General features: G+C 69.1%; 26 protein-coding genes. 19 read left to right on the forward strand and 7 right to left on the reverse strand.

What is annotated here, in order from left to right; genetic code table 11:
• Positions 1–8: 8 nt before the first annotated feature.
• The gene (locus WG922_RS01840; protein ID WP_340280236.1) at positions 9–368 is read right to left on the reverse strand and encodes a DUF3703 domain-containing protein; all 360 of its coding nucleotides are present in this window, start codon (positions 366–368) and stop codon (positions 9–11) included.
• 157 nt (positions 369–525) lie between these two features.
• Between WG922_RS01840 and WG922_RS01845 the strand changes: the two genes are divergently transcribed.
• Complete coding sequence (locus tag WG922_RS01845) at positions 526–1,368, forward strand: NAD(P)H-binding protein (protein ID WP_340280237.1); 843 nt, start codon at positions 526–528, stop codon at positions 1,366–1,368.
• Positions 1,369–1,573: 205 nt separating this feature from the next.
• Here the strand turns inward: WG922_RS01845 and WG922_RS01850 are convergent, their stop codons facing one another.
• Both WG922_RS01850 and WG922_RS01855 read right to left on the reverse strand, forming a co-directional pair.
• Positions 1,574–2,242, reverse strand: a complete 669-nt coding sequence (locus WG922_RS01850) for an ankyrin repeat domain-containing protein (RefSeq protein ID WP_340280238.1) — start codon at positions 2,240–2,242, stop codon at positions 1,574–1,576.
• Positions 2,243–2,345: 103 nt separating this feature from the next.
• Positions 2,346–2,927 carry a GNAT family N-acetyltransferase gene (locus WG922_RS01855; RefSeq protein ID WP_340280239.1) on the reverse strand — a complete coding sequence of 194 codons (582 nt, stop codon included), beginning with the start codon at positions 2,925–2,927 and terminating at the stop codon, positions 2,346–2,348.
• Positions 2,928–3,164: 237 nt separating this feature from the next.
• On the opposite strand from WG922_RS01855, the gene WG922_RS01860 reads away from it, so the two are divergent.
• The 5 genes from WG922_RS01860 to WG922_RS01880 all read left to right on the forward strand — a co-directional run bounded on the left by WG922_RS01860 (position 3,165) and on the right by WG922_RS01880 (position 6,646).
• Entirely contained in the window at positions 3,165–3,554 is a 390-nt protein-coding gene (locus WG922_RS01860) for a response regulator (RefSeq protein WP_340280241.1), read from the forward strand.
• Between the two features lie 111 nt (positions 3,555–3,665).
• Entirely contained in the window at positions 3,666–4,172 is a 507-nt protein-coding gene (locus tag WG922_RS01865) for an ATP-binding protein (protein ID WP_340280242.1), read from the forward strand.
• On the forward strand, positions 4,153–4,497 hold the full coding sequence (locus WG922_RS01870; RefSeq protein WP_340280244.1) for an STAS domain-containing protein: 345 nt from the start codon (positions 4,153–4,155) through the stop codon (positions 4,495–4,497). Before WG922_RS01865 ends, WG922_RS01870 begins: the two co-directional genes overlap by 20 nt.
• A complete protein-coding gene (locus WG922_RS01875) occupies positions 4,494–5,381 on the forward strand; it encodes a patatin-like phospholipase family protein (RefSeq protein WP_340280245.1) in 888 nt (295 codons plus the stop codon). Before WG922_RS01870 ends, WG922_RS01875 begins: the two co-directional genes overlap by 4 nt.
• Before the next feature lie 56 nt (positions 5,382–5,437).
• Positions 5,438–6,646, forward strand: coding sequence for a PP2C family protein-serine/threonine phosphatase (locus tag WG922_RS01880; protein ID WP_340280246.1), 1,209 nt, complete (start codon positions 5,438–5,440; stop codon positions 6,644–6,646).
• On the opposite strand, the gene WG922_RS01885 is transcribed toward WG922_RS01880, so the two are convergent.
• Both WG922_RS01885 and WG922_RS01890 read right to left on the reverse strand, forming a co-directional pair.
• Entirely contained in the window at positions 6,573–7,997 is a 1,425-nt protein-coding gene (locus WG922_RS01885) for an ATP-binding protein (RefSeq protein WP_340280247.1), read from the reverse strand. The two genes, WG922_RS01880 and WG922_RS01885, sit on opposite strands and share 74 nt — an antisense overlap.
• 223 nt (positions 7,998–8,220) lie before the next feature.
• Positions 8,221–9,141, reverse strand: a complete 921-nt coding sequence (locus WG922_RS01890) for a LysR family transcriptional regulator (RefSeq protein ID WP_340280248.1) — start codon at positions 9,139–9,141, stop codon at positions 8,221–8,223.
• Positions 9,142–9,217: 76 nt separating this feature from the next.
• On the opposite strand from WG922_RS01890, the gene WG922_RS01895 reads away from it, so the two are divergent.
• Together WG922_RS01895 and WG922_RS01900 are read left to right on the forward strand one after the other, a co-directional pair.
• Positions 9,218–10,423, forward strand: coding sequence for a CaiB/BaiF CoA transferase family protein (locus WG922_RS01895; RefSeq protein ID WP_340280249.1), 1,206 nt, complete (start codon positions 9,218–9,220; stop codon positions 10,421–10,423).
• Positions 10,424–10,459: 36 nt separating this feature from the next.
• Positions 10,460–11,443: a Bug family tripartite tricarboxylate transporter substrate binding protein gene (locus WG922_RS01900; RefSeq protein WP_340280250.1), complete on the forward strand. Its 984-nt coding sequence runs from the start codon at positions 10,460–10,462 to the stop codon at positions 11,441–11,443.
• A 151-nt stretch (positions 11,444–11,594) separates the two neighbouring features.
• Here WG922_RS01900 and WG922_RS01905 read toward each other — a convergent pair whose 3' ends face one another.
• Entirely contained in the window at positions 11,595–13,730 is a 2,136-nt protein-coding gene (locus WG922_RS01905; RefSeq protein WP_340280252.1) for a hybrid sensor histidine kinase/response regulator, read from the reverse strand.
• 169 nt (positions 13,731–13,899) lie between these two features.
• Between WG922_RS01905 and WG922_RS01910 the strand changes: the two genes are divergently transcribed.
• The 5 genes from WG922_RS01910 (at position 13,900) to WG922_RS01930 (ending at position 17,778) form a co-directional block, all read left to right on the forward strand.
• Positions 13,900–14,094 (forward strand): hypothetical protein, encoded by a 195-nt coding sequence (locus WG922_RS01910; RefSeq protein ID WP_340280253.1) that lies wholly within the window; start codon positions 13,900–13,902, stop codon positions 14,092–14,094.
• Between the two features lie 211 nt (positions 14,095–14,305).
• Positions 14,306–14,974, forward strand: a complete 669-nt coding sequence (locus tag WG922_RS01915) for a TetR/AcrR family transcriptional regulator (protein WP_340280254.1) — start codon at positions 14,306–14,308, stop codon at positions 14,972–14,974.
• A gap of 81 nt (positions 14,975–15,055) precedes the next feature.
• Complete coding sequence (locus tag WG922_RS01920; RefSeq protein WP_340280256.1) at positions 15,056–15,976, forward strand: shikimate dehydrogenase; 921 nt, start codon at positions 15,056–15,058, stop codon at positions 15,974–15,976.
• A gap of 36 nt (positions 15,977–16,012) precedes the next feature.
• On the forward strand, positions 16,013–16,882 hold the full coding sequence (locus WG922_RS01925; RefSeq protein ID WP_340280257.1) for a 4-hydroxyphenylpyruvate dioxygenase: 870 nt from the start codon (positions 16,013–16,015) through the stop codon (positions 16,880–16,882).
• Between the two features lie 2 nt (positions 16,883–16,884).
• Complete coding sequence (locus tag WG922_RS01930; protein WP_340280258.1) at positions 16,885–17,778, forward strand: sugar phosphate isomerase/epimerase family protein; 894 nt, start codon at positions 16,885–16,887, stop codon at positions 17,776–17,778.
• Positions 17,779–17,855: 77 nt separating this feature from the next.
• Here WG922_RS01930 and WG922_RS01935 read toward each other — a convergent pair whose 3' ends face one another.
• Positions 17,856–18,650, reverse strand: coding sequence for an IclR family transcriptional regulator (locus tag WG922_RS01935; RefSeq protein ID WP_340280260.1), 795 nt, complete (start codon positions 18,648–18,650; stop codon positions 17,856–17,858).
• A 141-nt stretch (positions 18,651–18,791) separates the two neighbouring features.
• Here WG922_RS01935 and WG922_RS01940 point away from each other — a divergent pair, with 141 nt between their 5' ends.
• The 6 genes from WG922_RS01940 to WG922_RS01965 all read left to right on the forward strand — a co-directional run bounded on the left by WG922_RS01940 (position 18,792) and on the right by WG922_RS01965 (position 23,002).
• On the forward strand, positions 18,792–19,250 hold the full coding sequence (locus tag WG922_RS01940; RefSeq protein ID WP_340280486.1) for a type II 3-dehydroquinate dehydratase: 459 nt from the start codon (positions 18,792–18,794) through the stop codon (positions 19,248–19,250).
• 37 nt (positions 19,251–19,287) lie between these two features.
• Positions 19,288–20,280 carry a TRAP transporter substrate-binding protein DctP gene (gene dctP, locus WG922_RS01945; RefSeq protein WP_340280261.1) on the forward strand — a complete coding sequence of 331 codons (993 nt, stop codon included), beginning with the start codon at positions 19,288–19,290 and terminating at the stop codon, positions 20,278–20,280.
• 3 nt (positions 20,281–20,283) lie between these two features.
• Positions 20,284–20,775 carry a TRAP transporter small permease gene (locus tag WG922_RS01950; RefSeq protein ID WP_340280262.1) on the forward strand — a complete coding sequence of 164 codons (492 nt, stop codon included), beginning with the start codon at positions 20,284–20,286 and terminating at the stop codon, positions 20,773–20,775.
• Positions 20,776–20,779: 4 nt separating this feature from the next.
• Positions 20,780–22,081: a TRAP transporter large permease gene (locus WG922_RS01955; RefSeq protein WP_340280263.1), complete on the forward strand. Its 1,302-nt coding sequence runs from the start codon at positions 20,780–20,782 to the stop codon at positions 22,079–22,081.
• A 59-nt stretch (positions 22,082–22,140) separates the two neighbouring features.
• The gene (locus WG922_RS01960) at positions 22,141–22,533 is read left to right on the forward strand and encodes a hypothetical protein (protein ID WP_340280265.1); all 393 of its coding nucleotides are present in this window, start codon (positions 22,141–22,143) and stop codon (positions 22,531–22,533) included.
• A gap of 232 nt (positions 22,534–22,765) precedes the next feature.
• Entirely contained in the window at positions 22,766–23,002 is a 237-nt protein-coding gene (locus WG922_RS01965) for a hypothetical protein (protein WP_340280267.1), read from the forward strand.
• Positions 23,003–23,038 lie beyond the last annotated feature (36 nt).

Consider the following 23,038-nt stretch of genomic DNA (forward strand, 5'->3'; position numbering starts at 1 on the left):
TGCCCCCGTCAGGTGCGAGCCGCGTCGATGGTCGTGCGCAGGTCCTGCGGCATGCGCATCCGCCTCAAGCCACTGACGTCCGCACCTCCGGTGTTTCCGGTCGGAACCACACCCAGTGGCGTGAAGACTGCCGCTGCAGCGAGGCGCCATGCCTGGCCGAGCGCCTCTGCGCGAAGGCTGTTGCGCAACGCGAAGCGCAGCATGTGCCAGTGCACGCGCACGTGTTCGCGGGTGGACGACTGCCCGAGCACATGCGCACGCTCGAGCTTGCCGAAGGCGGTGGTGAACTCGCCGCGGTGTTCGGCGTCGTGTGCTGCGTCGAGCTCTGCATCGACGTGCGGGCGGATTCGATCGGAGAAGGTGGACATGTGATTCGCTCCTTGGGTTTGACCAGGCGAATTCTTCCCACCGCATTTCGATGGCGCTTGAACGAAGAGGCTGGAGGCGCAGCCTTTTCATTCAAGCGCCGAACCCCTCGGCGCTCCTACGCTTCGCACCCCCATGTTGAACGGAGAACCGATGTCGATGTCGAAGCGAATACTTGTCCTGGGTGCCAGCGGCCTTGTCGGGCGCCAGGTCGTACGCATGCTTGTGAACGAGGGGCGCGACGTCGCGTGCGCCACGCGCAAACCCACCTCGCCCCGGGACGTGTACTTCGATCTGCTCGATCCTGCCGCGTTCGGGCAGTCACTCGACGGTACCTCGACCGTCATGCTCATCTCGCGCCCCGGAGACGAGGACGCCCACCTGCATGCGCGCGCGTTCATCGACGCCATGCGGCGCAGTGGCGTGGAGCGCGTGGTGGTGCTCTCCGCGCTGGGTGCCGAACTGCGGCCGGAATTCTCCCTGCGGAAGGTGGAACTGCTGGTGGAAGACTCCGGCATGCGCTGGACGCACGTGCGACCGAACTTCTTCATGCAGATGCTCGCGCTGCCGCCGCTGGCCACGGAAATTGCGGCCCGAGGGACCCTCAGCCTGCCACTGGCCGGTGCAGCCGTCGCGTACGTGGATGCCCGCGACGTCGCAGCCGTCCTGCACCGCGCGCTGGTCGATGACACCCTGGCAGGCCAAGGCATCACATTGAACGGCCCCGAAGCCCTGAACCACTTCCAGATCGCGGCAAGCATCTCGCAGGTGACGGGAAGACCCGTGCGTTACCTCCAACTCGACGAGCCGGCGGCCCGGGAGATGATGCTCACGCGCGGGTTCGCCCCTCGCCATGTGGAACGTGTCCTTGCGTTCTATCGCCTGATCCGGAACGGGTTCTGCAGCCAACCGGACGACCACGCCAGCACGCTGCTCGGAAGGCCGCTGCGCACGTGGTCCGAATTCGTGAAGAGCGAAGCGGGGAGCTGGAAAGCGGCCTAGCCGGGTCGGTTTCGTAACCCACGTCCATGACCCCCTGCGCGATCTTCGACGCGCTGCTTCGAGGAAGCCGCAGACGCACCGCGATGCGAGGAAACTGCATCTGCCAAGTGCCATTTGCCATGTGCCATGTGCCATGTGCCATGTGCGATGTGCGATGTGCGAAGTGCCTAGCAGTTGCTGCGCTGCCTTCCATGCAGCGCCGACATCAGTGCGCGCCTGCCGCCAGCAGCAGGCGCACCACGGCGTCCTGGTTTCGCTGCCTGGCGTGCGCCAGCGGCGTCACGCCTTGCCGGTCCGCGAGGTTCACGTCCGCCTTGCGCGCTATGAGCATGCGCACGATCTCCTGGTGCGCCGCGCCACCTTCGCCGAGGATCACCGCCTCCAGCAGCGCGGTCCAGCCAAGCCGGTTGACGTGGTCCACGTCGATCGCCGTCGTCAGCAGCAGGCGCACGGTGTCCACGTGGCCGTAGTGGCACGCGGGAATCAGCGCCGTGCCGCCGTAGCGGTTGGTGCTTCGCAGGTCGGCACCCGCGGCGAGCGTGGCCCGCACGATCTCGGTGTGGCCGCGCGCGCCGGCCAGCAAAAAGGCGCTGTCCTGCCGGTGGTCCTGTGCGTTCACGTCGGCGCCGCGTGCGATGAGCGCACGCACCACCGCAAGGTGGTTGCCGGCAGTCGCCGCGACGATCGCGGTCCGGCCGTTGGCGTCGCGCTGCTCGACGTCCGCGCCGCGCTCGGGCAACGCTCGAACCTGCGCCAGGTCACCGCGCGCCGCGGCGTCCACCAGCGCAGCCGGCTTCGGGTCGGACTGCGCGAGGGCGGTGGATGTGGCGGCCGCTTGCAGGCAGCCGATCAGCAGCAGATGGCGGCGGTTCATCGCGGGATTGTTGCAGGCGCGAAGGTCGGCGACGGCCCGCGCGCTGGCGGCCCCGCGGGCGTCGAGCGCGTGCCTGGCCACACCGCAGCGCCGGTGTCGGGCCTTAGCGCCAGCCCGCCTTGAGGCGCGCGAGCAGCCGACCGCGAAGGGGGTGCCCGAGCTTCGGCGAAACAGCCGGTTCGCCCAGGCGCATGCCCAGCCTCACCGACCCGAGATCGGGCACGTCGTCGCACACGCCTTCTTCCAGCCCGTGCCGTCGCATGAACGCCAGCATGCGCGCATTGCCCACGAGCACGTCGCCGTACAGCTGCTGCATGCGTGCTTGTCGCGCACCCCTGACGAGCGCGGCCATCAGCTGATCGGCAACGCCGGTGCCGTGCCACTCGTCGCGCACGCTGATGGCGAGCTCGGCCACGCCGGCTACCGGGTCCACGACGTACCACACGGCCTCCCCGATGATTTCTTCGCCGTGCGCGCCCCAGATGCACGCAACCCATGCTGCATGCCGTTCGTCATCCGCAGAGACAAGCCTGGCGAGCAAGCTGGGCGACACGCTGCCGAAGGAGCTGTGGAAGCGGTTGCGCCGGGACTCCTTGCTCAAGCCGAGCAAAAAATCATGCATGGCCCGCGCGTCCGGGAGGTGCACGCGACGGACCACGGCAAAGGGGTGCGGGGGCTGCGCCATGGTGCTTCCGTTGGGGCGATGGGATCGACGGATGGTGCCGAGCGCCCCTTCGAGCGTCAAGCAAGCAGGCACGGTCGCGCAGGTAACCGCATGCGCAACGACCCTGCGCGACAGGGAATGCTCCTGCACAATGCCGCGTGGTTTTCTGGCGCGTCCGAGAGCCCGTTTTCTGTCCCGCCGCCGGTTCTGCCGGACCGAAGGCCGGATACCCGAGCACACGTCCAAGGTCGTGAGGACATGCCCAAGATCCTGCTCGTCGAAGACAACGAACTGAACCGGGACATGCTGTCCCGGCGCCTCGTTCGGCGTGGGTACGACGTGCTCGTTGCCGCCGACGGCGCCGACGCGCTCGCCCAGGCGGCGCGCACGCGACCGGACCTCGTTCTCATGGACATGAGCCTGCCCACAGTGGACGGATGGGAAGCGACACGGCGCCTGAAGCAAGACCCGTCGCTGCAGTCGATCCCGGTGCTCGCCCTCACCGCCCATGCGATGTCTGGCGACCGCGAGCGTGCGCTCGCAGCCGGCTGCGACGACTTCGACATCAAGCCCATCGAACTGCATCGCCTGCTCGAGAAGATCGAGTGCCTGCTGATGCAAAGGCACGCATCGGCTTCCGGGCAGTGATCCGAAAGGCTCGCTTGTGGATCGCTCCAGAATCCATGCGACGGGCCGCACAGCGCTGTGATCGAGACAGACCCCGATGCGCCAGGCGACCGGATCCCGTACGGTGTGCGGATGGACGTTCAGTCGGCGCTCGATCCGCCCGCACGGGCGCGTTGCCTCGCGACGCTGGACAGCCTTGCGTCGCTGCTCGAGGTGGTCGATGCCTTCTGCAGCCGGCACGGCATCGACCACGACAGCGCGCACGATCTGCACCTCATTGCAGAAGAGGCTTGCATGAACGTCATCTCGCACGCCTACCCGGCCAGCGCGCCCGGTCCGCTCACGCTGCAGCTGCGCATGCAAGCGCACCCTACGCGACCGGCAGTCGCACTCACGGTCGAAGACCACGGCATGCCGTTCAATCCGCTGGCCCTGCCCGCCCCGGATGCGCGGCGGCCGCTCGCCGAGCGGCCCGTCGGCGGGCTGGGCGTCATGCTCATCCGACGTTTGTCGCACGCCCAGCACTACACGCACGACCCTGCGCGAGGCAATGCGCTCACGGTCCTGAAAGTTCTGCCACCCATCGGTGGCGCCCCCCACCACCCCTCTGGAGACCCGCGTGGAACTAACGAACAGTGAGCATGGCGGCGTCACCGTCATCGCCGTCAAGGGCAGCATCGACAGCCTGAATGCGGACCAGCTCACGCGCGCTTTCGCGCGCCCGGTCGCGCAGGGGCAGGTGATGCTGGTGGCGGATTTCGCCGCCGTCACCTACACCAGCAGCGCAGGGCTGCGCTCCCTGCTCGCCGCGGTCAAGGACTGCCGCCAGCACGGCGGCGACCTGCGCATCGCGGCGCCCCAGGCGCAGGTGCAGAGGGTCCTGTCCATCTCCGGGTTCGCCGGCATCATCCAGATCTTCGCCGACCGCGAAGCCGCTCTGGACAGCTTCCGGGCGGCCGCATGAGCGCGGCCGAGAGCACGAAGCCCGCCGTCTCGCTGGTGGTCGGGTCGGGCAGCGTCAAGTGCGCTGCGGCGCTCGGCGTGGTGAAGGTGCTCAACGAGGCAGGGATCGGAATCGATCGTGTCGTCGGCTGCAGCGCAGGCGCGCTGTTCGCTTCGGTCGTGGCGCTGGGCTACGACACAGATACCGCCACCGACATCACCCTGCGCACCTGGACGCGCGACCTCACGTCGAGACCGAACCGGCTGGGCTACCTGCAGGTTCTCGCACCCAGGCTGTTCGGCTTCAAGGCGGAGTCCTTCGCGCTGCGCGACGACCGGCGGATGCTCGAGGCGTTCCGGTCCGTGTTCGGCGACCGCCGCATCGAAGACACGCCGATCCCGCTGCACATCACCGCCACCGACTTCGCCACGGGCGAACTCGTGGAGATCACCCAGGGCAGCATCGTCGATGCCATCCGCGCCAGTCTCGCCCTGCCGCTCGCGTTCGCACCCGCCAGGATCGACGGCCGCCTGCTCGTCGATGGCTACCTCGCCGACCCCCTGCCGCTGAGCGTGGCCATGAAGCACGGAGCCGGCGTGATCGTGGGCGTGGGCTTCGAGAGCCCCTACCAGGAGCACGTGCGTAGCGCAGGCCGGTTCGCTTTCCAGCTGGGAGCCGTGCTGTCCAACAACCTGCTCAAGGCGCGCCTGGCCTTCCACGGCATGGCCCATCACTCCGAAGTCATCATGATCCTGCCGGAGTTCGCGCAGCGCATTCGCCTGTTCGACACGGCCAAGGTTCCCTACATCGTCGAGCAGGGCGAGCAGGCAGCCTTGCAGCAACTGCCCTACCTGCGCGAGCTGCTGGGATCGCGGGCACGCAGGCGTGAGCCGGTGCAGGCCTGATCCGTGGCACCGCCAGGCAGCGTAAGGCGCCTTCGAGGATGAACGCCGAGCGGCCGATGCAGATGCGTGTGCTGGTGGTCGATGACCTGGACAGCAACCGCGATCTGCTGATGCGCCGGCTGCAGCGCCTGGGCCACGAAGCCGACGCCGCCGCCACGGGTGCCGAGGCGCTTCTGAAGCTGAGCGCGGCCCGCTGGGACCTGGTATTGCTGGACATCACCATGCCCGATATGGACGGCTACGACACGCTGCGCCACATCAAGGCAGATCCCGCCCTGGCGGACACACCCGTTGTGATGGTGTCGGCGATCGACGAGACCGAGAGCGTGGTGCGCTGCCTCAAGCTCGGAGCGGACGACTACCTGGCCAAGCCCTTCGAGCCGGCGATCCTGCAGGCGCGCGTCGAATCGGCGCTGGCCAGGAAGCGTCTGGCCGACCAGCGGCGCATCGTGCTGGAGACGCTCCAGCGGGAAATGGACATCGGCCAGCAGATCCAGCAGGGCTTCCTTCCGATGGCGATGCCCGCGGTGCCCGGATGGGATGTGGCGGGCGCCTGCCTGCCCGCCCGGCAGGTGTCGGGCGACTTCTACGACGCCTTTGAGCTCCCGAGCGGGCGGCTGGCGCTGGTGGTCGCGGATGTCTGCAACAAGGGCGTCGGAGCTGCGCTGTACATGGCACTTTTCAGGACGCTGATCCGGGCCATGGCATGCCACGCGCCGGCCGGGGAAGCGGCCCCGCAGACCCTGTTGCGCACCCTCGCGTTCACCAACGACTACATCGCCTCGGTCCATGGCCACGAGAACATGTTCGCCTCGGTGTTCTTCGCAATCCTCGATGCTTCCAGCGGCCATCTGGACTACCTGAACGCGGGGCACGAGCCACCTCTCATCAAGCGCCGCACAGGCGGCGCGCCGCAGTGGCTGCTGCCCACCGGGGGCGCGGTCGGTCTGTTTCCGGGATTGCGTGGCTCGGTCGCCTCGGCGGCCCTCGAACCCGGCGATTGCCTCTTCGGCTACACCGACGGCCTGACCGAGGCGCCGGGCGATGGGGGCGCCTTCGGCGAGGCGGCGCTCGTCCGGGCGATCGACGCATCCGGGCCGCCGGCCGGCGCGCTGCTCGCAACGGTGCAAGCGCGTCTGGCCGAGCACGTCTGCGGCGCCGACGCGCACGACGACGTGACGATGCTATGCGTCATCCGCGGGACGGGCCGGCTTGCAGGCCATCCCGCTCCCGGTTCACCCACGTCACCGGCACGGACACCGTGAACCGCGTGCCGACACCGGGTTCGCTGCGCACGCCGATTTCACCGCCCATCATCTCGCACAGCCTGCGGCTGATGGCCAGGCCCAGCCCCGTGCCGCCGTATCGCCGCGTGGTGGCGGCGTCGGCCTGCACGAAGGGCTGGAAGAGCTTGTCGAGGTGGTCCGCGGCAATTCCGATACCGGTGTCTTCGATTTCGAACACCAGCAGCTCGCCGCGGGCGTGATCCACCGCGCGTACGGCCAGGCGCACGTCCCCCTCGTGCGTGAACTTCGCCGCGTTGGACAGCACGTTGAAGAGCACCTGGCGCAAGCGGCCTGCGTCGGCACGCACATGGCCCAGCCGGTCCGGCCCGGTTACCGCCAGCCGGTTGCCATTGCGGGCCACCAGCGGCTGCATGGCGGCCTCCAGCTCTTCGACGAAGCCGCGCAGCTCGAAGGTCTCGACATGTGCTTCGAGCTTTCCGGCTTCGATCTTGGACAGGTCCAGCACGTCGTTGATCAGCGCGAGCAGCTGCCGGCCGGACTCCTGGATGCGGCGCAGGTCCTTGCGGGTCTGGTCGTCCGGCGCGTCCTCCTCCAGCATCTCCGCGTAGCCGATGATCACGTTCAGCGGCGTGCGCAGCTCATGGCTCATGTTGGCGAGAAACGCACTCTTGGCGCCGTTGGCGGTCTCCGCGAGTTCGAGCGCATGCTCCACCTTGCGGCGCTGTTCATCGAGGTCGTGGTTGGTCGCGCGCAACTCGCCCTGCATGCGGATCAGGCGCTTGGCTTCGAAGTGCGTCCGATAGCTGAAGATCGCGGTGTAGGCCAGGATGCTGAGGGCACCGATGACCGAGGTGAGGAGGTCGGCTTCCGGCGTGAAACGGAAGCCCTGCGCCGCGCTCACCACGGCGGCGCTCGCCAGGCATACCGCGAACGCCCGCAGCGCAAAGGCCGCGCCGCCGACGCTCAGGCTCGCCGAATTGATGCCGGTGACCAGCACCACGCTGGGCCAGAGACTGAAGCCCGAGAAGGCGGCAAACGCGCCGACGACGGCGGAGTCGATGAGCAGGTTGCGCAGCTCGGCCTGCTTGCTACGGCGGCTGTGCACCGCCAGCCAGCGCGCCAGATGGGGCCAGGCCAGTCCATAGAACACGGCGCTGGCCCACACCCCCGCCGGTGCGCCCGTGTTCGCGAAGCTCGATGCGAGAAGCACCAAGGTACAGAGGTGGGCCGGCACCCTCACCCGATAGCCGAGTTCGACGATCGGGTGCAGGCGAGGCGCGGATGCGGCGCCCGGCTGGGCTGGCCGCGCGAACCCGGCTTGCGGCTCGGCTTGCCGGGCGTCCGCGTCGATGCCTTCGACGGGGATCACGGCCGCTTCCGTGGGGGCACGCACCGCAGCGCGCCTGGGGCGGCTGCGCCACGGAAAGGCTGGTGGGGCGAGGTCGGCAGCGGTGGCGCTGGTGGCACGGCGATCCCTCGGGTGAACGGCAGGCCAGTCTACGCGGTGGGCTCACGCGCGTCATGCGCTCCGATCCTTCCTTTGAAGTCACCTTTGATCACCTTTGATCTTCTGCCGAGCACCCCATCAGCCGCTACGTCGCCCGCCCGCCCTGCTCCTCCTTCGCCAGCGGCGGGGTCAGCTCGCGCAGCAGCGACGCCACGACCCGGGCGGCCGGTGACATCGGACGCGCGCTCGTGATCAGCATCCAGGTCACCTGCTCGAAGCGGGGCTGCGCCAGCAGCGACCACGCGAAGCGCGACTCGCCGTAGTCGCGCCGGGCGACGTGATGAGGCACCACGGTGCACAGGCCGGCAGCGGCCACGGCGTCCACGATCTGCGCCTCCGAGCCGCTTTCGAAGCGGAAGTCGAGCGCCAGGCGATGCCGCTGCGCGACGGACTCCATCATCCCTATCAATGCGTTCGGCCGCATCGGCATGGCCAGCGGCACGCCTGCAAGCTGGCGAAACGGCACCTCGGAGGCGTCCACGACCGCAAGCCCCTTGGGCCCGACCAGCACCATCGGCGAGCGCAGCAGCGCCTCGGCTCCGCGCACCGCAGCGCGTGTGTAGCGATTGAACAGGCCGATGTCCACCGTGCCGCTCGCCAGCCCGGCCTCCACGTGTCCGCTGAAGGCCTCATGGGCGCGCAGCCGGATGCGCGGAAACTCCTGTTGCAGGCGCGCGCACAGCCGCGCGACGACCGGTCGCACCGAAGGCACCACGGCGAGTTCCACCGTGCCCGCCGGGCTCGTGCGCTCTCCGCGCAATTCGCCCACCAGCGCGTCGCTCTCGGCCAGCAGGGCCTTCGCACGGGGCAGCATCCGGCGGCCCACGTCGGTGAGCACCACCCCGCGCCCGGTGCGGTGGAAGAGCCGCCCCTGCGCCTGCACCTCGAGTGCGGCAATCTGGCGGCTGAGCGCGGAAGGCGCAGTGCCGCAGGCGGCGGCGCAGCGGGTGAGGCTGCCGTGATCCGCGACCCCGGCAAACGCCCGGAGGCAGGCGAGGAGATCCATGCTTTGTGCATTCCTCAAATCTGGTTTGCCCGATTTGCGCTTCCAGCATACGCCCGCGCGCACCACACTGCCATTCATGAATGCGACTCCCAGCGGCCCCCTCGCGGGCCTCAAGGTCATCGACGTGTCCACCGTCGTGGCCGCGCCATTTGCGGCGTGCCTGCTCGCCGACCACGGCGCCGATGTGGTGAAGGTGGAGATGCCGCGCACCGGCGATGCCCTGCGCGACCTCGCCCCGCACAAGGACGGCGTGCCGCTCTGGTGGAAGGTCACGAACCGCAACAAGCGCGGGATCACGCTCGATCTGCGCCGACCCGAAGCGCGCGAGCCGTTCGCGCGCCTCGTGGCCGATGCCGACGTGCTGGTCGAGAACTTCCGGCCCGGCACGCTGGACCGCTGGGGCATCACCGCCGCATGGCTGCACGGGCTCAACCCGCGCCTCACCATCCTGCGGGTCACCGGGTTCGGACAGACCGGGCCGTACAAGGACCGACCCGGCTTCGCCCGCGTGTTCGAGGCGATGAGCGGCTTCACGCAGATCTGCGGCGAAGCGGGCCGCGTGCCCGTGCACCTCGGCTATCCGATCGCCGATGCGGTGGGCGGCCTCTTCGGCGCCGTCGGCGTGCTTGCGGCGCTGTATCGGCTCAAGGACGATCCGGACAGCGCGGGCCAGGAGATCGACTGCTCCATCACCGAGGCGATGCTGCGCACGCTGGAATTCCTGCCCATCGAATACGACCAGCTCGGCGTGGTGCGCACCCGTTCGGGCAACACCAGCCAGTACGCCGCGCCCGGCAACATCTATCCCACGCGCGACGGCAAGCTCGCCTCGATCGCCGCGTCCACGCAGAGCATCTTCGAGCGGCTGTGCGCCGCGCTGGGAATGCCCGGGCTCGTGCACGATCCGCGCTTCGTCACCAACGCGCAGCGCGTCGCCCACCGCACCGAGATCGACGAGATCGTGGGCGCTGCCATCCGCGCGCTGGACATGCCCGAGCTGCGCCAGCGCCTCGACGCCCACGAGGTGGGCTTCTCGCCCATCTACGACGCCGCGGACGTGTTCGAGGATCCGCAGTTCCGTGCCCGCGAGGCGATCGTCAGCGTCCCCGACGCCGAACTCGGAAGCGTGCGCATGCAGGGCGTCGTGCCGCGCTATTCCGCAACGCCGTGCAGCGTTCGCATGGCCGGCCCCGCGCTCGGGCAGCACAACGAAGAGATCTACGACGAGCTCGGCCTCACACCCGAGCAGCTGGCCGCGCTGCGCGACGCCGGCGTCGTCTGAGAGCCTGAGTCCGAACACCCACCAGGAGACAAGCGCATGAACCCTCGCAGACGTCGATTCACCGCCGCAGCCGCCGCCGCGGCGGCCACCTTCGCCCTCGGCCTCGCGCACGCGCAAACGGGCCCGTCCGGCAAGACGGTGCGCATCCTGGTGGGCTTTCCCCCTGGCCAGGCCACCGACACGGTCGCGCGCATGCTGGCCGAGCAGCTTTCAAGCGCGCTGGGCCAGTCCGTCATCGTCGAGAACAAGCCCGGCCAGGGCGGAAGCGTCGTGCTGGGCCAGCTCGCGCGGGCGCCGAACGATGGCACGCACGTCACGCTGTCCGCGCTGGCCGCCTACACGGTGAACCCGCACCTGTACAAGAACGTCGCCTACGACACCCTGCGCGACTTCGAGCCCATCGGCACCGTCGCGGACCTTCCGCTCGCGCTGGTGGTCAACCCCGCGCTGCCGGTCAAGACGGTGGCGGAGCTGGTGGCCTACGCCAAGGCCAATCCCACCCAGCTCTCGCATCCGTCCTCCGGCAACGGCACCCTGTCGCACCTGCTGATGGAGGACTTCAAGCGGCGCGCCGGCATCACCATCACGCACGTGCCCTACCAGGGCAGCGCCAAGGCCATGACCGACCTGGTGGCCGGCCAGGTGCAGGTGGGGCTCGACACCCTCGCGGTGACCAGCCCGCTGGTCGAGGGCGGCAAGCTGCGGATGCTGGCGGTGGGCACGCGCGAACGCCTGCCCTTCATGCCCACGGTGCCGACCATCGCCGAGCTGGGGTTCCCCGGCTTCGAGGCGGTCGCCTGGATTGCGCTCAGCGCGCCCGCGGGCACGCCGCTCGAGTGGCGCCAGCGCATCAACGAGGCGGTGCAAACGGCGCTCAAGACGCCCGAATTCCAGCAGAAGCTGCGCGCGATGGGCGCCATCCCGCGCCCCGGGAGCGTCCAGGACTTCGGCGAGTTCCTGCGCGCCGAACACGCACGCTGGGGAACGATGGTGCGCGAGAGCGGCGTCAAGGTGGACTGAGCCGCGACGCTGACGCGCGGCTCGCTCGCCGCCGCTGCGCCGCCCGCGCGGTGCAGCGAACCCCGGGAGCCACCGAGCTTGGCCGCGCGTCGGGACACGGCACGCAAGCACGCGGTCAGCAGGCAACCAGCACACGCAGCCCCGCCAGCATTCAGTTCGCCGTGACAGCCCTCACGAGGCTACCCAGCACCGCGGGCGCCACCGGCTTGGTCAGGTGATGGGTGAAGCCCGCGTCGAGCGCCGCCCTCGCATCTTCCGGCTGGCCCCAGCCCGTAAGCGCGACCAGCGGCATGGTGGCGCCCCAGGCGCTCGCGCGGATCTGCCTCGCGACTTCAAAGCCGCTCAGGTCGGGCATGCCGATGTCGAGGATCGCCACGCGCGGCCGCACGCGCCGCGCGATCTCGAGCGCCTCGCGGCCGTCGCGCGCCTTGACCACCCGATGGCCGTTCAGCTCCAGCAGCGCCGCCAGGCTGTCGAGTGCGTCGGCGTTGTCGTCGGCCACGAGGACGAGCGTTCCTTCGGCCGCACTTTCCGCACCTTCCACTCCGTCGGATGCGGCCGGCGCTTGCGTGGGCGCGGGGGTGTCTGCCGGGGTGGTCGGCTGCGGGTGCGCAGCACCGGCGCCACCCTCCACGGCCTCGACCGCTTCCGCAGCCGGCAGCGGAAGCGACACCGTGAACACCGAACCATGGCCGAGGCCTTCGCTGTGGACCCGCAACGAGCCGCCGTGCAGTTCGACGATTCCCTTCGTCAGTGCCAAGCCGATGCCCAAGCCGCCCTCCGAGCGGTGCAGCGCGCTTGCGACCTGGGAGAACATCTCGAAGATCTCGTCCTGCGAGTCGATGCTCAGGCCGATGCCGGTGTCCTGCACGCGCAGCGTCAGGCACCCCTCCCCGGCGTGCGCCTCGAGCGTGATGCGGCCGCCGGCATCGGTGTACTTCGCGGCATTCGACAGCAGGTTGGACAGCACCTGCGCCAGCCGAACGGGGTCCGCGACGAGGCGCACGGGCTGCTCGGGCAGTGCGATCGCGAGGTGATGGCCCTTGGCGTCGATCATCGGCTGCACGGCCTCCAGCGCCGCCTGGACCACCTCGGCGAGCACGACGCCCTGCATGCGCAGATGCAGGCGCCCACGCGATATGCGCGACACGTCGAGCAGATCCTCCAGCAGCACCGCCATGTGCGACACCTGCCGATCGATCACCGCCAGCGCCCACGCGGTGCGGGCCTCGTCGGCCGCGGGGGACTTGGCGACCGCGACGGCCTGGCGGATGGGTGCCAGCGGATTGCGCAGCTCGTGCGCGAGCGTGGCAAGGAACTCGTCCTTGCGCTGGTCCGCCTCCTTGAGCGCATTGACGGCAAGCACCTGCTCGGTCACGTCGTGTCCCTGGGCAAAAATGCCCGTCACCGCGCCGTCGGTATTGCGCACCGGCTGGTAGATCAGATCGACGTAGCGCTCCCGCAGGTCGTCACCGGGGCTCTCCTGCACCTGCAGGCGCAGGCCCCGGCCGATGAACGGCTCGCCGCTCACGTACACGCGCTGCAGCAGCTCCTCATAGCCCTGGTTGCGCAGGTCGGGCAAGGCTTCGAACGCAGGCCGCCCTTCGATCCCGCGGTGACCGACCAGCTGGAGGTAGGCGTCATTCACCATGTCGAACACGAAGTCGGGCCCCTTGAGCAGCGCGACGAAGCCGGGCGCCTGGTCGAACCAGGTCTTCAGCGTCTGCATGGCGTCCTGTGCCTGGCGGATCAGCCGGTCGCGCTCACGCTCCGCGACCACCCGCGCGGTCTCCTCCTGGCAGGCGCAGAACAGGCCGCCGATGGAGCCGTCGTCGTCGTAGATGGGGCTGTACGACCAGGTGAAGTAGGTGTCCTCCGGGTAGCCGTTGCGCTCCATCACCAGCAGCACGTCCTGGTTCCAGGTCGGGCGCCCCTCGAGCATGACCTGCTCGGCCTGCGGCCCGACCACGTCCCAGATGTCGGCCCAGGTCTCGCGCGCGGGCCGGCCGAAGGCCGTCGGATGCCGCTTGCCGAGCACCGGGATGTAGGCGTCGTTGTACAGGTTGACCAGCGACGGCCCCCACCAGACGAACATCGGAAAGCGGGAGTTCAGGCAGACCCCCAGTGCGATCCGCAGGCTCTGCGGCCACGCATCCTGCGGGCCGAGTGGCGTCGTGTTCCAGTCGATCGTGCGAAACAGCTGCCCCGCCTCCGTCGCCGGCAGCCCAGGCCCGTCGGCGTCCTGGAGCAAGATGGACGGTGACGTACTGCTCTGATCCGTTTCCATGGCGCCGCAGTTTAGGGGCCCTGGCGCGTGGCTAGGGCGATTGCGCCGCGTGCGCGCGTGCTGCGCTGAAATAAAGGCCCGCTCCCGGGCGCGTTCCGGGGGATGATGTGGCGAATGTCACGCCGCAACCCTTCGCGGCGGCGGGCACGGTCAACGAGGAGCAGTACCGGTGAAAGACGACGTCGAAACGCGCATCAGTCCCGATGGCTTGCGCTATGTATCGAAGACGCAGGGAACGGCGTTTCCCACCGCGCTGGGCTATACGATCAGCTGCTTCGTGTGCGGCAGGCACCGGCCCCGCACACAGATGGCCTCTTTCCTCCTGGCCGGTGGCCGCCAGTGGCGGTGCAAGGGTTCTTGCTGAGCGGAATACGCATGGCGGGAGCGGCGGCCCGCGTGCATCACTTCTCCTGAGTTCGCGCGTCGCGTCCGCTGCTGCGGGCGATGTGCTTGCAGGGCCGGCAGGCCGCCTGCGGCAGCACGTCCGTGGTGGTGCAGTTCGCGGGCAGGCGCTGCATCGCGGCGGGCGCCTTGGCGCCGTGGCGGTCCGTTTGGCCTGCCCTACACTGCCCGCGATGAACGAGACGGCCCCCACGTCCGACGCAACGCCGGCCCCCGAGGCACCGGGGCGCACCAACGATCCGGAGCGCACCAAGGCCGACATCGTCGAAGTGGCCATGCGCGAGTTCTCCGAGAAGGGCCTCGCCGGCGCACGCATCGATCTCATCGTCGAGAGCATGCGCACCAGCAAGCGCATGATTTACTACTACTTCGGCAGCAAGGAAGGCCTGTACGTGGCCGTGCTGGAGGAGGCGTACCGGCGCATGCGGCAGATCGAGTCGCAGCTGCACCTGGAAGACCTCGAACCCGAGGACGCGCTGCGCAAACTGGTCGCCTTCACCGTGGACTACCAGCTCGCACACCCGGAGTTCATCCGCCTGGTGATGAACGAGAACATGCACCGCGGCGAGTATCTACGTGAAAGCGCGGTGATCGGCCGCCTGAACCTTCCCGCCATCGAGGGCCTGCGCAAGGTGCTCGAGCGGGGACGGCAGCAGGGCGTTTTCCGCGACGGCATCGATGCGATCGATCTGCACATGTCGATCAGCGCGCTGAGCGTCTTCAACGTGGCCAACCGGCACACCTTTTCGCTGATCTTCCAGCGCGACATGGAGTCCGAGCCGGCCCTCGCGGCGCGGCGCGACAGCATCGTCGAGATGATCGTGCGCTTCGTGCGCCGCTGATCGCCCACCCCGCCAGCGTCCGGATTTCATCAAGGGTTTGTCCCGGGCGCCCAAGAACTAACCAGTTCGTACATTTACGAAATGGATTCCGCCGCTGCATCGCGCACCGTCCTCGTCGGCCCCGGCCCCGCTGCCACGGCGCAGCCGCCGGGAGACGGCAAGCTGCTGCTCGGTCTGGTCGGCGCCGGCATCGAACGCTCGCTCACGCCCGCCTTGCAGGAAGAAGAGGCTCGATCCCACGGCCTGCGCCTGCACTATCAGCTGATCGATCTGGACCGCACGCCCGGATCGCTGGCGCAGCTGCCGGCCCTGCTGTCGGCCGCGCGCATCATGGGCTTCGGTGGTTTGAACATCACCTATCCGTGCAAGCAGGCGGTCATCCCCTTGCTCGACGCGCTTTCCGACGACGCACGGGCCATCGGCGCCGTCAACACGGTCGTCATCCGGGAGGGCCGGCTCGTCGGCCACAACACCGATGCGTCCGGCTGGGCCTGGGGTTTTCGCCGTGCCCTGCCGCAGGCGGACCTGTCCTGCGTCGTGCTGCTGGGTGCAGGCGGCGCCGGCTCCGCGATCGCGCACGCGCTGCTGCAGTGCGGGACCGAACGCCTGCGCATCATCGACAGGGAGACGGCTCGCGCCCACGATCTCGCCCATGCGCTGCAGGCGCGCTATGGCAGGCCAGTCGAGGCGGTCAGCGACGCCGCGCACGCCCTGCACACGGCCACCGGACTGGTGCACGCCACCCCCACCGGCATGGACAAGCTGCCCGGCATGCCACTGGACGCCGCGCTGCTGCGGCGCGCGCTGTGGGTCTCGGAAATCGTGTACTTCCCGCTCGACACCGAGCTGCTGCGCGCCGCGCGATCGGCCGGCTGCGCGGTGGTCGATGGCGGCACCATGGCCGTCGGCCAGGCGGTCGGCGCGTTCGAGCTGTTCACGGGCCTGCAGGCCGATGCGGCGCGCATGGAACGGCATTTCCGGGCACTCGTCGCAGGGCGCTGAATCCTGGCGCCGAACTTCACCAGCGAGGAACCACCCATGGACCAGGATCGCGAAGCCCTCCCGGACGTGCCCAACCCACTCGGCCTCGACGGCATCGAGTTCGTCGAGTACGCCACCATGCGCCCGCAGGCGCTCGGCCAGGTGCTCGAAACGCTCGGGTTCCGCCCCGTGGCACGCCACCGCTCGCGCGAGGTCACCCTGTATCGCCAGGGCGGCATGCACCTGGTCGTGAACGCACATGCGGACGACGCGCGCGCCAGCGCCACCGAGGGCGGCCATCCCGTGCTCTCGGCGGTCGCCTTCCGGGTGCGCGACGCACGCCTTGCGCATGCACGCTGCGTCGCGCTGGGCGGCTGGGCCACGCCCAGCCACGCGCAGGCCATGGAGCTGAACATCCCGGGCATCCAGGGTCCGGGCGGCTCGCACTTCTACTTCGTCGATCGCTGGCAGGACTTCTCCATCTTCGACATCGACTTCTTGCCCATACCGACCGTGGATGCACGTCCGCCGCCGGTGGCGGGGAGCAGCTACTTCGGCCTGGTGCAGTACATCGGCACCGGCCGCAGCGCGGATTGGACGACGTTCTACGCGCGCATGTTCGGATTCCAGGAAATCCCGGACGACCAGCGCTTCGGCATCATGCCGGCCGGCAAGCTGATGCACAGCCCCTGCCGGCGCTTCATGTGGCAGCTGATCGAGCCGGCCACGCTCGACATCGACGACGGCCGCGAGCGCCTGCAGCGCGTGGGCATCGGCACGCCGGACGTGCCCGCCGCCGTGGCAGCGCTGCGGGCACGCGGCGTCGAGTTCGTCGATGCCGGGCAGCTGCATCCCGACGACCGCGGCGCGCTCACGACCACGCAGCTCGGCTCGGTCGCCTTCGAGCTGGTCCACGCCGAGGGCTGACCATGGACACCATCGCTCGCCGCATCGCCGGCTTCGGCATGGACACCATCAGCCTGGCCGGCCCTCTGGAGGCCAAGCTCGCCGCCATGCGCGCCGCAGGGTTCGAGCAGGTGATGCTCAGCGCGCGCGACGTGGCAGGCTTCCCCGGCGGGGTGCCGGAGGCGGCGCGGGCCCTGCGTGCCAGCGGCTTGCGCGCCACCGGCTTCCAGGTGTTGCGCGACTTCGAAGGTCTCTCGGGTCCGCTGCATGGCTACAAGGTGGACATCGCCCAAGGCATGCTGCAGATGTGCGCGGCGCTGGACGCACGCGTCCTGCTGGCCTGCTCATCGACCTCTGCGCACGCGTCGCAGGACCCCATCGACATCGCGCGCGACCTGCGCAAGCTCGCCATGCTCGCGGTGCCGCTCGGGATCCGTGTGGCGTACGAGGGGCTCTCGTGGGGCCACACCGTCAACCAGTTCACCACCGCCTGGGAGGTGGTGGACCGGGCCGATTGCCCGAACCTGGGACTGGGCCTCGACTCCTTCCACATCTTCGCGGCGCAGACGCCGCTGGATGCGCTCGATGCGATCGATCCCGAGCGCATCTTCCTCGTGCAGCTGTCGGATTTCCTGTGGCAGGAGGCTCCCACCTTCGAGGACCGCAAGACAACCGCGCGCACCTTCCGCGTCTTTCCGGGCGAGGGCGTGCACAGCGAGGCCCTGGCCGACCTCGTGCTGCGGCTGCGGGCGCTGGGCTACGCGGGCGACTACAGCTTCGAGGTGTTCAACGACGACTATCAGCAACTGCCGCTGGAGACCGTTGCCGCGCGCGCACAGCGCAGCGCCCTGTGGCTGGCGCAGGACGTGCTGCACACGCCTTTTCCGCTGCCGCCCTGGACTGCGGTGCGGCCGTGACGCACCCGGGCCTCGCCATGCGATCGGGCACCGCGCTGCATCGGAGAGCGCCGGTCGCCCACCCGGCGCACGCCGCCTCAGCCTTTGCCGAGCGGCGGCTTGCCGAACAGGTTGGAGGCATGGCTCACCGGCCCCAGCTCGGCCGCCGCGGCCTGCAGCGCGGGCGCGAGTTCATGCATGCGGGCGGCGGTCAGCCGCAGCCGCGGACCGGCCACGCTGATGACGCCGATGGCCTCGCGCCGCCGCAGCACCGGCGCGGCCATGGCGCTCATGCCGGGAGCGAACACCTCGTCGATCATCGCGTAGCCCCGCACCCGCGCGGCGTGCAGGTATCCGAGCAGCGCCTTGACGGTGGTCGGCGCCTTGGGTCCGAAGTCGTCCGGCATGCCGAAGCCCTGCCGGGAGACGAGCTCCAGCGCACGCTCGTCGCTGAGGGTCATCAACCAGGCGTGGCCCGAGGCCGTGCACGACAGGCGCGCGTCCATGCCCATGTCCGGGTCGTAGCGCAGGCCGGCCTGGCGCATGCCCTGTGCCTTCGCCACCCAGGTCAGGCGATCGCCGTCGATGATGGACAGGCGCACCAGTTCGCCCGAGGCCTGCGCAAGCCGCTCCAGCAGAGGCTCGGCGATGTCCACGATGCCCGCACTGCTCAGGAACCCGAGGCCCAGCGACACCACCTTGGTCGTCAGGACGTAGTCGCCCTGCTCGCGCACCTGGCGCACGTAGCCGCGGCGCTGCAGGTCGGCCAGCAGCCGGTGACACGCGCTCAGCGGAATGTCCAGTTCGGTCGCCACCAGCGACATCGGCAGCCCTTGCGGATGCTGCGCCAGGTATTCCAGAACGGACAGGCCGCGGTCGAGGGCAATGCTCATTTCTGCTATGTGAAACGGGTTTCCGGACAGGAAAGACTTTCCTTGCGCGGCCGAATAATCCGCCCGCACGCCCACGCGGGCGTCGCCCACCGCGCAAGGAGGCAACTGTATGTGCAAACCAAACCGACGGGGCTGGCAGGAATGAGCGGCACCGTCTACGTCCTGAACGGACCGAACCTGAACCTGCTGGGCGTGCGCGAACCGCATCTGTACGGCAGCACCACCCTCGCCCAGGTCGAGCAGCAGTGCCGCCGCGTGGCCGAGGAAGTCGGCCTCGGCTGCGAGTTCCGCCAGTCGAACCACGAAGGCGTCCTGGTCGATTGGGTGCAGGAGGCACGCGAGCGCGCCTGCGCGCTGGTGATCAATCCGGCCGGCCTGTCCTTCCGCTCCATTCCGCTGCTGGATGCACTCAAGACCCTGGATCAGCCGATCGCCGAAGTGCACGTGACCAACATCCACCGGCGCGACCCGCTCTACCAGCACTCGCTGGTGTCGCTGGCCGCCACCGGCGTGATCGCCGGCTTCGGCCCCTACGGCTACGAGATGGCCATTCGCGCACTCGCGCGCAGGCTCGCCGACGCCGCGGCCCCTGCATCCTGAACCGCCTCATCCCCCCGCCCACAACCAAGGAGACACCATGACTTTCCCCATCGACCGCCGCAGTGTGCTGCGCGCCGGCGCCGCGCTGGCTTCGGGTGCGATCGTCCCGGCCTGGGCCCAGCAGCCGCAGACCCTGCGCTTCGCCGCCGTTTTTTCCGACAAGGACATCCGCGCCGAGATGATGCGCATGTTCGCCGAGGAGTTGAAGGCCGACTACAAGGTCGAGCTGCACCTGAACTCCACGCTGTTCCGCCAGGGCACCGAGCTGGTCGCGCTGCAGCGCGACAACCTGGAGATGGGAAACATCTCGCCGCAGGACATCTCGCGCCAGGTGCCAGCCTGGTCGCTGCTGACGTCGGCCTACCTGTTCCGCGACGCCAACCACCTCAACGCCTTCTTCGCGAGCGACGCCGGCGCGCAGATGAAGAAGATGGCCGAGGACCAGCTCAAGATCAAGATCCTGGGCCCTACTTTCTTCGGCACGCGCCATGTGGGCCTGAAGCCGAAGAAGAAGATCACCACGCCGCAGGACCTGGCCGGCATCAAGCTGCGCATGCCGCCTGGCGACGCCTGGCAGATGCTGGGCCGCTCGCTCGGGGCCAATCCCACGCCCATGGCGTATGCCGAGACCTACACCGGGCTGCAGACCGGCGCCATCGACGGCCAGGACAATCCGCTGCCGAACGTGCAGAACATGAAGTTCAACGAGGTCATGTCGCAGATCGTGCTGACCTCGCACCTGGTGGGCTTCGACGTGCTGTCCGTGAGCCAGAAGGTCTGGAACGGCATGAGCCCCGAGAAGCAGCGCGCCTTCCAGGCAGCGGCGAACAAGGCCATCGCCTACAGCACGGCCGAACACGTCAAGCGCGAACAGCAGCTGGCCGAGGAGTTCAAGCGCGGCGGGCTCGAGGTCTACACGCCGAACCTGCAGGCGTTCCGCGAGCACGCGCAGAAGGTGTACCTCGCCTCGGACGAGGCAAAGAACTGGCCGCAGGGCATGCTCGAGAAGATCAACGCCATGAAGTCCTGATCCATGCTGCAGGTCGCCCGCACGCTCCTGCACCGCTTCGCCGAAGCGGTGGCGGCGGCGCTGCTGGCGATCATCTTCGTGGCGTTCCTGGCCCAGATCGCGCTGCGCTACGTCTTCAATCTCCCCGTCGGCTGGACCACCGAGGTCTCGCTGATGGCGTGGCTGTGGCTGGTGCTCTGGGGCGCCTCGCTGGTGCTGAAGGAAGACGAAGAGATCCGGCTGGACCTCCTCACCGAGCATGCGGGCCCGCGCGTGGGCCGGGTGGTCAGCGCGCTCGGATCGCTCGCGGTCATCGTGCTGTTCGCGATGTCGCTGCCGGCCACCTGGTCCTATGTGAGCTTCATGAAGGTGGAAAAGAGCTCCTACCTGAACCTGCGCATGGACTTCGTCTATTCCATCTACATGCTCTTCGCCGTGGCCGTGATCGTGCGCAGCGCCATGGTGCTGGTGCGGTCTGTGCGGGGCCGAGCGTTGCCCGCGCCCCGCGAGCCGTGATCCCGTGAACCTCACCAGCCCCTTTTCCCTCGCCCTGGCAACCATCGTCGGTCTGAGCCTTTTCGGCGTTCCCGTCGGCTACGCCATGATCGGCGGCTCGGTGCTCTACCTGTACCTGAAGGGCATGGACATGGGTGCCGCCGCCGAGCAGCTGCTCAACGGCACCTACAGCAGCTTCCTGCTGCTGGCGATCCCGCTGTTCATCCTCGCCGCAGCCTTCATGAGCTCGGGCAGCGTGCTCGATCGCCTGCTGCGCTTTTGCAATGCGATCGTCGGCCGCTTCCCCGGCGGGCTGGCGCAGGTCAACGTGCTCCAGAGCATCGTCTTCGCCAGCATGTCCGGATCGGCGCTGGCCGACGCCGCCGGCTCCGGCAAGCTGATGCAGGCCATGATGACCAAGGACGGCCGCTACACGCGCAGCTTCGCCGCGGCGCTGAGTGCGGTTTCCGCCGTCATCGGCCCCATCCTTCCGCCATCGATCCCGCTGGTGCTCTACGCGCTGGTGTCGGGCACCTCCATCGGCTTCCTGTTCATCGCCGGGGTGCTGCCGGGGCTGCTGCTCGGGGCGGTGCAGATGGTGCTGATCCACGCCCTGGCCAAGCGGCGCGGCTTCCCGCTCGAGGAGCCGGTGCCGCTGCGCGAGATGCCGCGCATCACCCGCGATGCCTTCCCGGCGCTGATGCTGCCCGTGATCCTGCTCGGCTGCCTCTACAGCGGCATCACCACGCCGACCGAAGCCGCCGGCCTGGCCGCCGCCTACGCGCTGCTGATCTCGACAGTGCTGTACCGCAGCCTGCGCTGGGGCGAGGTGTATCGCGCGCTGGCGACGAGCGCGCGCGTGAGCGTCTCCATCGGCGTGCTGATCGCCGGCGCCATGGTGTTCAACTACGTGATCACCTCCGAGAACATCCCGCGAACGCTCAGCACCATGCTCTCGGGACTGGACATGTCTCCGGTCGGTTTCCTGCTGCTGGTCAACCTGCTGCTGCTGGTGCTGGGCGCCTTCCTGGAGGGCTCGACCATCATTCTCGTGATCCTGCCCGTGCTGCTGCCCACCGCCGTCGCCCTGGGAATCGATCCCGTGCACTTCGGCGTGGTCTGCGTCCTCAACATCATGCTGGGCCTCGTCACGCCACCCTATGGCCTGCTGCTGTTCATGATGACCCGCATCGCCGGGATCACCATGCGCGAGCTGCTGGCCGACGTGGTGCCGTTCCTCGCGGTGATGCTGGCGGCCCTGGCGGTGGTGACCCTGTGGCCGGGCTTCGTGCTCTGGCTGCCGCGCCTGTCCGGCTACACCGGCTGAAGGAGATTGCCCGCGCTGCCGGCCTCGCCTATCCTGCCGGCCGTCTGGAGGGTGTGCAGATGAAGCAGGAAGTGGAATGCGACGGCGCGCTGCGCATCGTGCTGATGGACTCGATCACCGAGGTATCGGCGCAGGACGCGGGCAGCGTCGCGGTGTCGGGCTCGCATGGCGGCGTGAGTTCGGGCGGGTTCGCGCTGGAGGTGCCGCTGAAGGCGGCGTTCTTCAGCGACGCCGGAGTAGGCAAGGACGACGCCGGCATCGCAGCGCTCGCCATGCTCCAGGAACGCGGCATGGCGGCGGGCGCCGTCTCGCACACCTCCGCGCGCATCGGCGACGCGCGCGACGTGTGGGAGCACGGAGAGATCGCCCACCTGAACGCAGCGGCGCGGGCGCTCGGGCTGCAGGTCGGCGAGCGCCTGCGCGAGGCATTGGCCCGCCTGGCACGCGAATAGGCGAGCGGACGCCTGCCTGCCGCGAAGGGTCGGAGCGCTCTGGCTCGCTCATGCCCGCTTCTGCCACGCAGCCACCCGCCGGCAGCGCGCGGCGCACCGGCCGGCCCGCTGATGCCTGCCTCAGCCGATGTCCTACGTCAGCGCAAGCACAAGCGCAAGCCGAACGGTCGCACCCCGCTTCCACAATGAAGGTGTCTTCGCTACAGGCGGGTCCTTCGCGATCCGACACCCCATGGCCGATGAAGCAGATCTCGCATTCGATTCCGAGCAGCGTCACATGGCGCAAGCCCTCGCCGCCCAGCGGCGGCGACGAAGCGTGATGCAGCCGATCGGCCAGTGCCACTACTGCGGTGACACCGAGCGCATCGCGCAGCGCCTGTTCTGCGACAGCGAGTGCGCCGCGGCGTGGGAGCACGAGAGCGCGCTGCGCACCAGGCAGGGCCTTCCCGCACGCCAGGCGCTGCACTGAGGTCGCGGCTGCACGCGCCGCGCGTGGCGAGCGTGC

Origin of the sequence: Ramlibacter sp. AN1015 (assembly GCF_037726105.1) — a bacterium.
Taxonomy (GTDB): domain Bacteria; phylum Pseudomonadota; class Gammaproteobacteria; order Burkholderiales; family Burkholderiaceae_C; genus Ramlibacter.

What these genes read in the sequence shown, in the direction of transcription:
- WG922_RS01930 (WP_340280258.1), top strand. Translation starts at nt 16,885, where the DNA reads ATGGACACCATCGCTCGCCGCATCGCCGGCTTCGGCATGGACACCATC.
- WG922_RS01860 (WP_340280241.1), top strand. Translation starts at nt 3,165, where the DNA reads ATGCCCAAGATCCTGCTCGTCGAAGACAACGAACTGAACCGGGACATG.
- WG922_RS01925 (WP_340280257.1), top strand. Translation starts at nt 16,013, where the DNA reads ATGGACCAGGATCGCGAAGCCCTCCCGGACGTGCCCAACCCACTCGGC.
- WG922_RS01880 (WP_340280246.1), top strand. Translation starts at nt 5,438, where the DNA reads ATGCAGATGCGTGTGCTGGTGGTCGATGACCTGGACAGCAACCGCGAT.
- WG922_RS01965 (WP_340280267.1), top strand. Translation starts at nt 22,766, where the DNA reads ATGGCCGATGAAGCAGATCTCGCATTCGATTCCGAGCAGCGTCACATG.
- WG922_RS01960 (WP_340280265.1), top strand. Translation starts at nt 22,141, where the DNA reads ATGAAGCAGGAAGTGGAATGCGACGGCGCGCTGCGCATCGTGCTGATG.
- WG922_RS01865 (WP_340280242.1), top strand. Translation starts at nt 3,666, where the DNA reads ATGGACGTTCAGTCGGCGCTCGATCCGCCCGCACGGGCGCGTTGCCTC.
- WG922_RS01940 (WP_340280486.1), top strand. Translation starts at nt 18,792, where the DNA reads ATGAGCGGCACCGTCTACGTCCTGAACGGACCGAACCTGAACCTGCTG.
- WG922_RS01905 (WP_340280252.1), bottom strand. Translation starts at nt 13,730, where the DNA reads ATGGAAACGGATCAGAGCAGTACGTCACCGTCCATCTTGCTCCAGGAC.
- WG922_RS01900 (WP_340280250.1), top strand. Translation starts at nt 10,460, where the DNA reads ATGAACCCTCGCAGACGTCGATTCACCGCCGCAGCCGCCGCCGCGGCG.
- WG922_RS01845 (WP_340280237.1), top strand. Translation starts at nt 526, where the DNA reads ATGTCGAAGCGAATACTTGTCCTGGGTGCCAGCGGCCTTGTCGGGCGC.
- dctP (WP_340280261.1), top strand. Translation starts at nt 19,288, where the DNA reads ATGACTTTCCCCATCGACCGCCGCAGTGTGCTGCGCGCCGGCGCCGCG.
- WG922_RS01850 (WP_340280238.1), bottom strand. Translation starts at nt 2,242, where the DNA reads ATGAACCGCCGCCATCTGCTGCTGATCGGCTGCCTGCAAGCGGCCGCC.
- WG922_RS01920 (WP_340280256.1), top strand. Translation starts at nt 15,056, where the DNA reads ATGGATTCCGCCGCTGCATCGCGCACCGTCCTCGTCGGCCCCGGCCCC.
- WG922_RS01840 (WP_340280236.1), bottom strand. Translation starts at nt 368, where the DNA reads ATGTCCACCTTCTCCGATCGAATCCGCCCGCACGTCGATGCAGAGCTC.
- WG922_RS01915 (WP_340280254.1), top strand. Translation starts at nt 14,306, where the DNA reads ATGAACGAGACGGCCCCCACGTCCGACGCAACGCCGGCCCCCGAGGCA.
- WG922_RS01895 (WP_340280249.1), top strand. Translation starts at nt 9,218, where the DNA reads ATGAATGCGACTCCCAGCGGCCCCCTCGCGGGCCTCAAGGTCATCGAC.
- WG922_RS01855 (WP_340280239.1), bottom strand. Translation starts at nt 2,927, where the DNA reads ATGGCGCAGCCCCCGCACCCCTTTGCCGTGGTCCGTCGCGTGCACCTC.
- WG922_RS01890 (WP_340280248.1), bottom strand. Translation starts at nt 9,141, where the DNA reads ATGGATCTCCTCGCCTGCCTCCGGGCGTTTGCCGGGGTCGCGGATCAC.
- WG922_RS01950 (WP_340280262.1), top strand. Translation starts at nt 20,284, where the DNA reads ATGCTGCAGGTCGCCCGCACGCTCCTGCACCGCTTCGCCGAAGCGGTG.
- WG922_RS01875 (WP_340280245.1), top strand. Translation starts at nt 4,494, where the DNA reads ATGAGCGCGGCCGAGAGCACGAAGCCCGCCGTCTCGCTGGTGGTCGGG.
- WG922_RS01935 (WP_340280260.1), bottom strand. Translation starts at nt 18,650, where the DNA reads ATGAGCATTGCCCTCGACCGCGGCCTGTCCGTTCTGGAATACCTGGCG.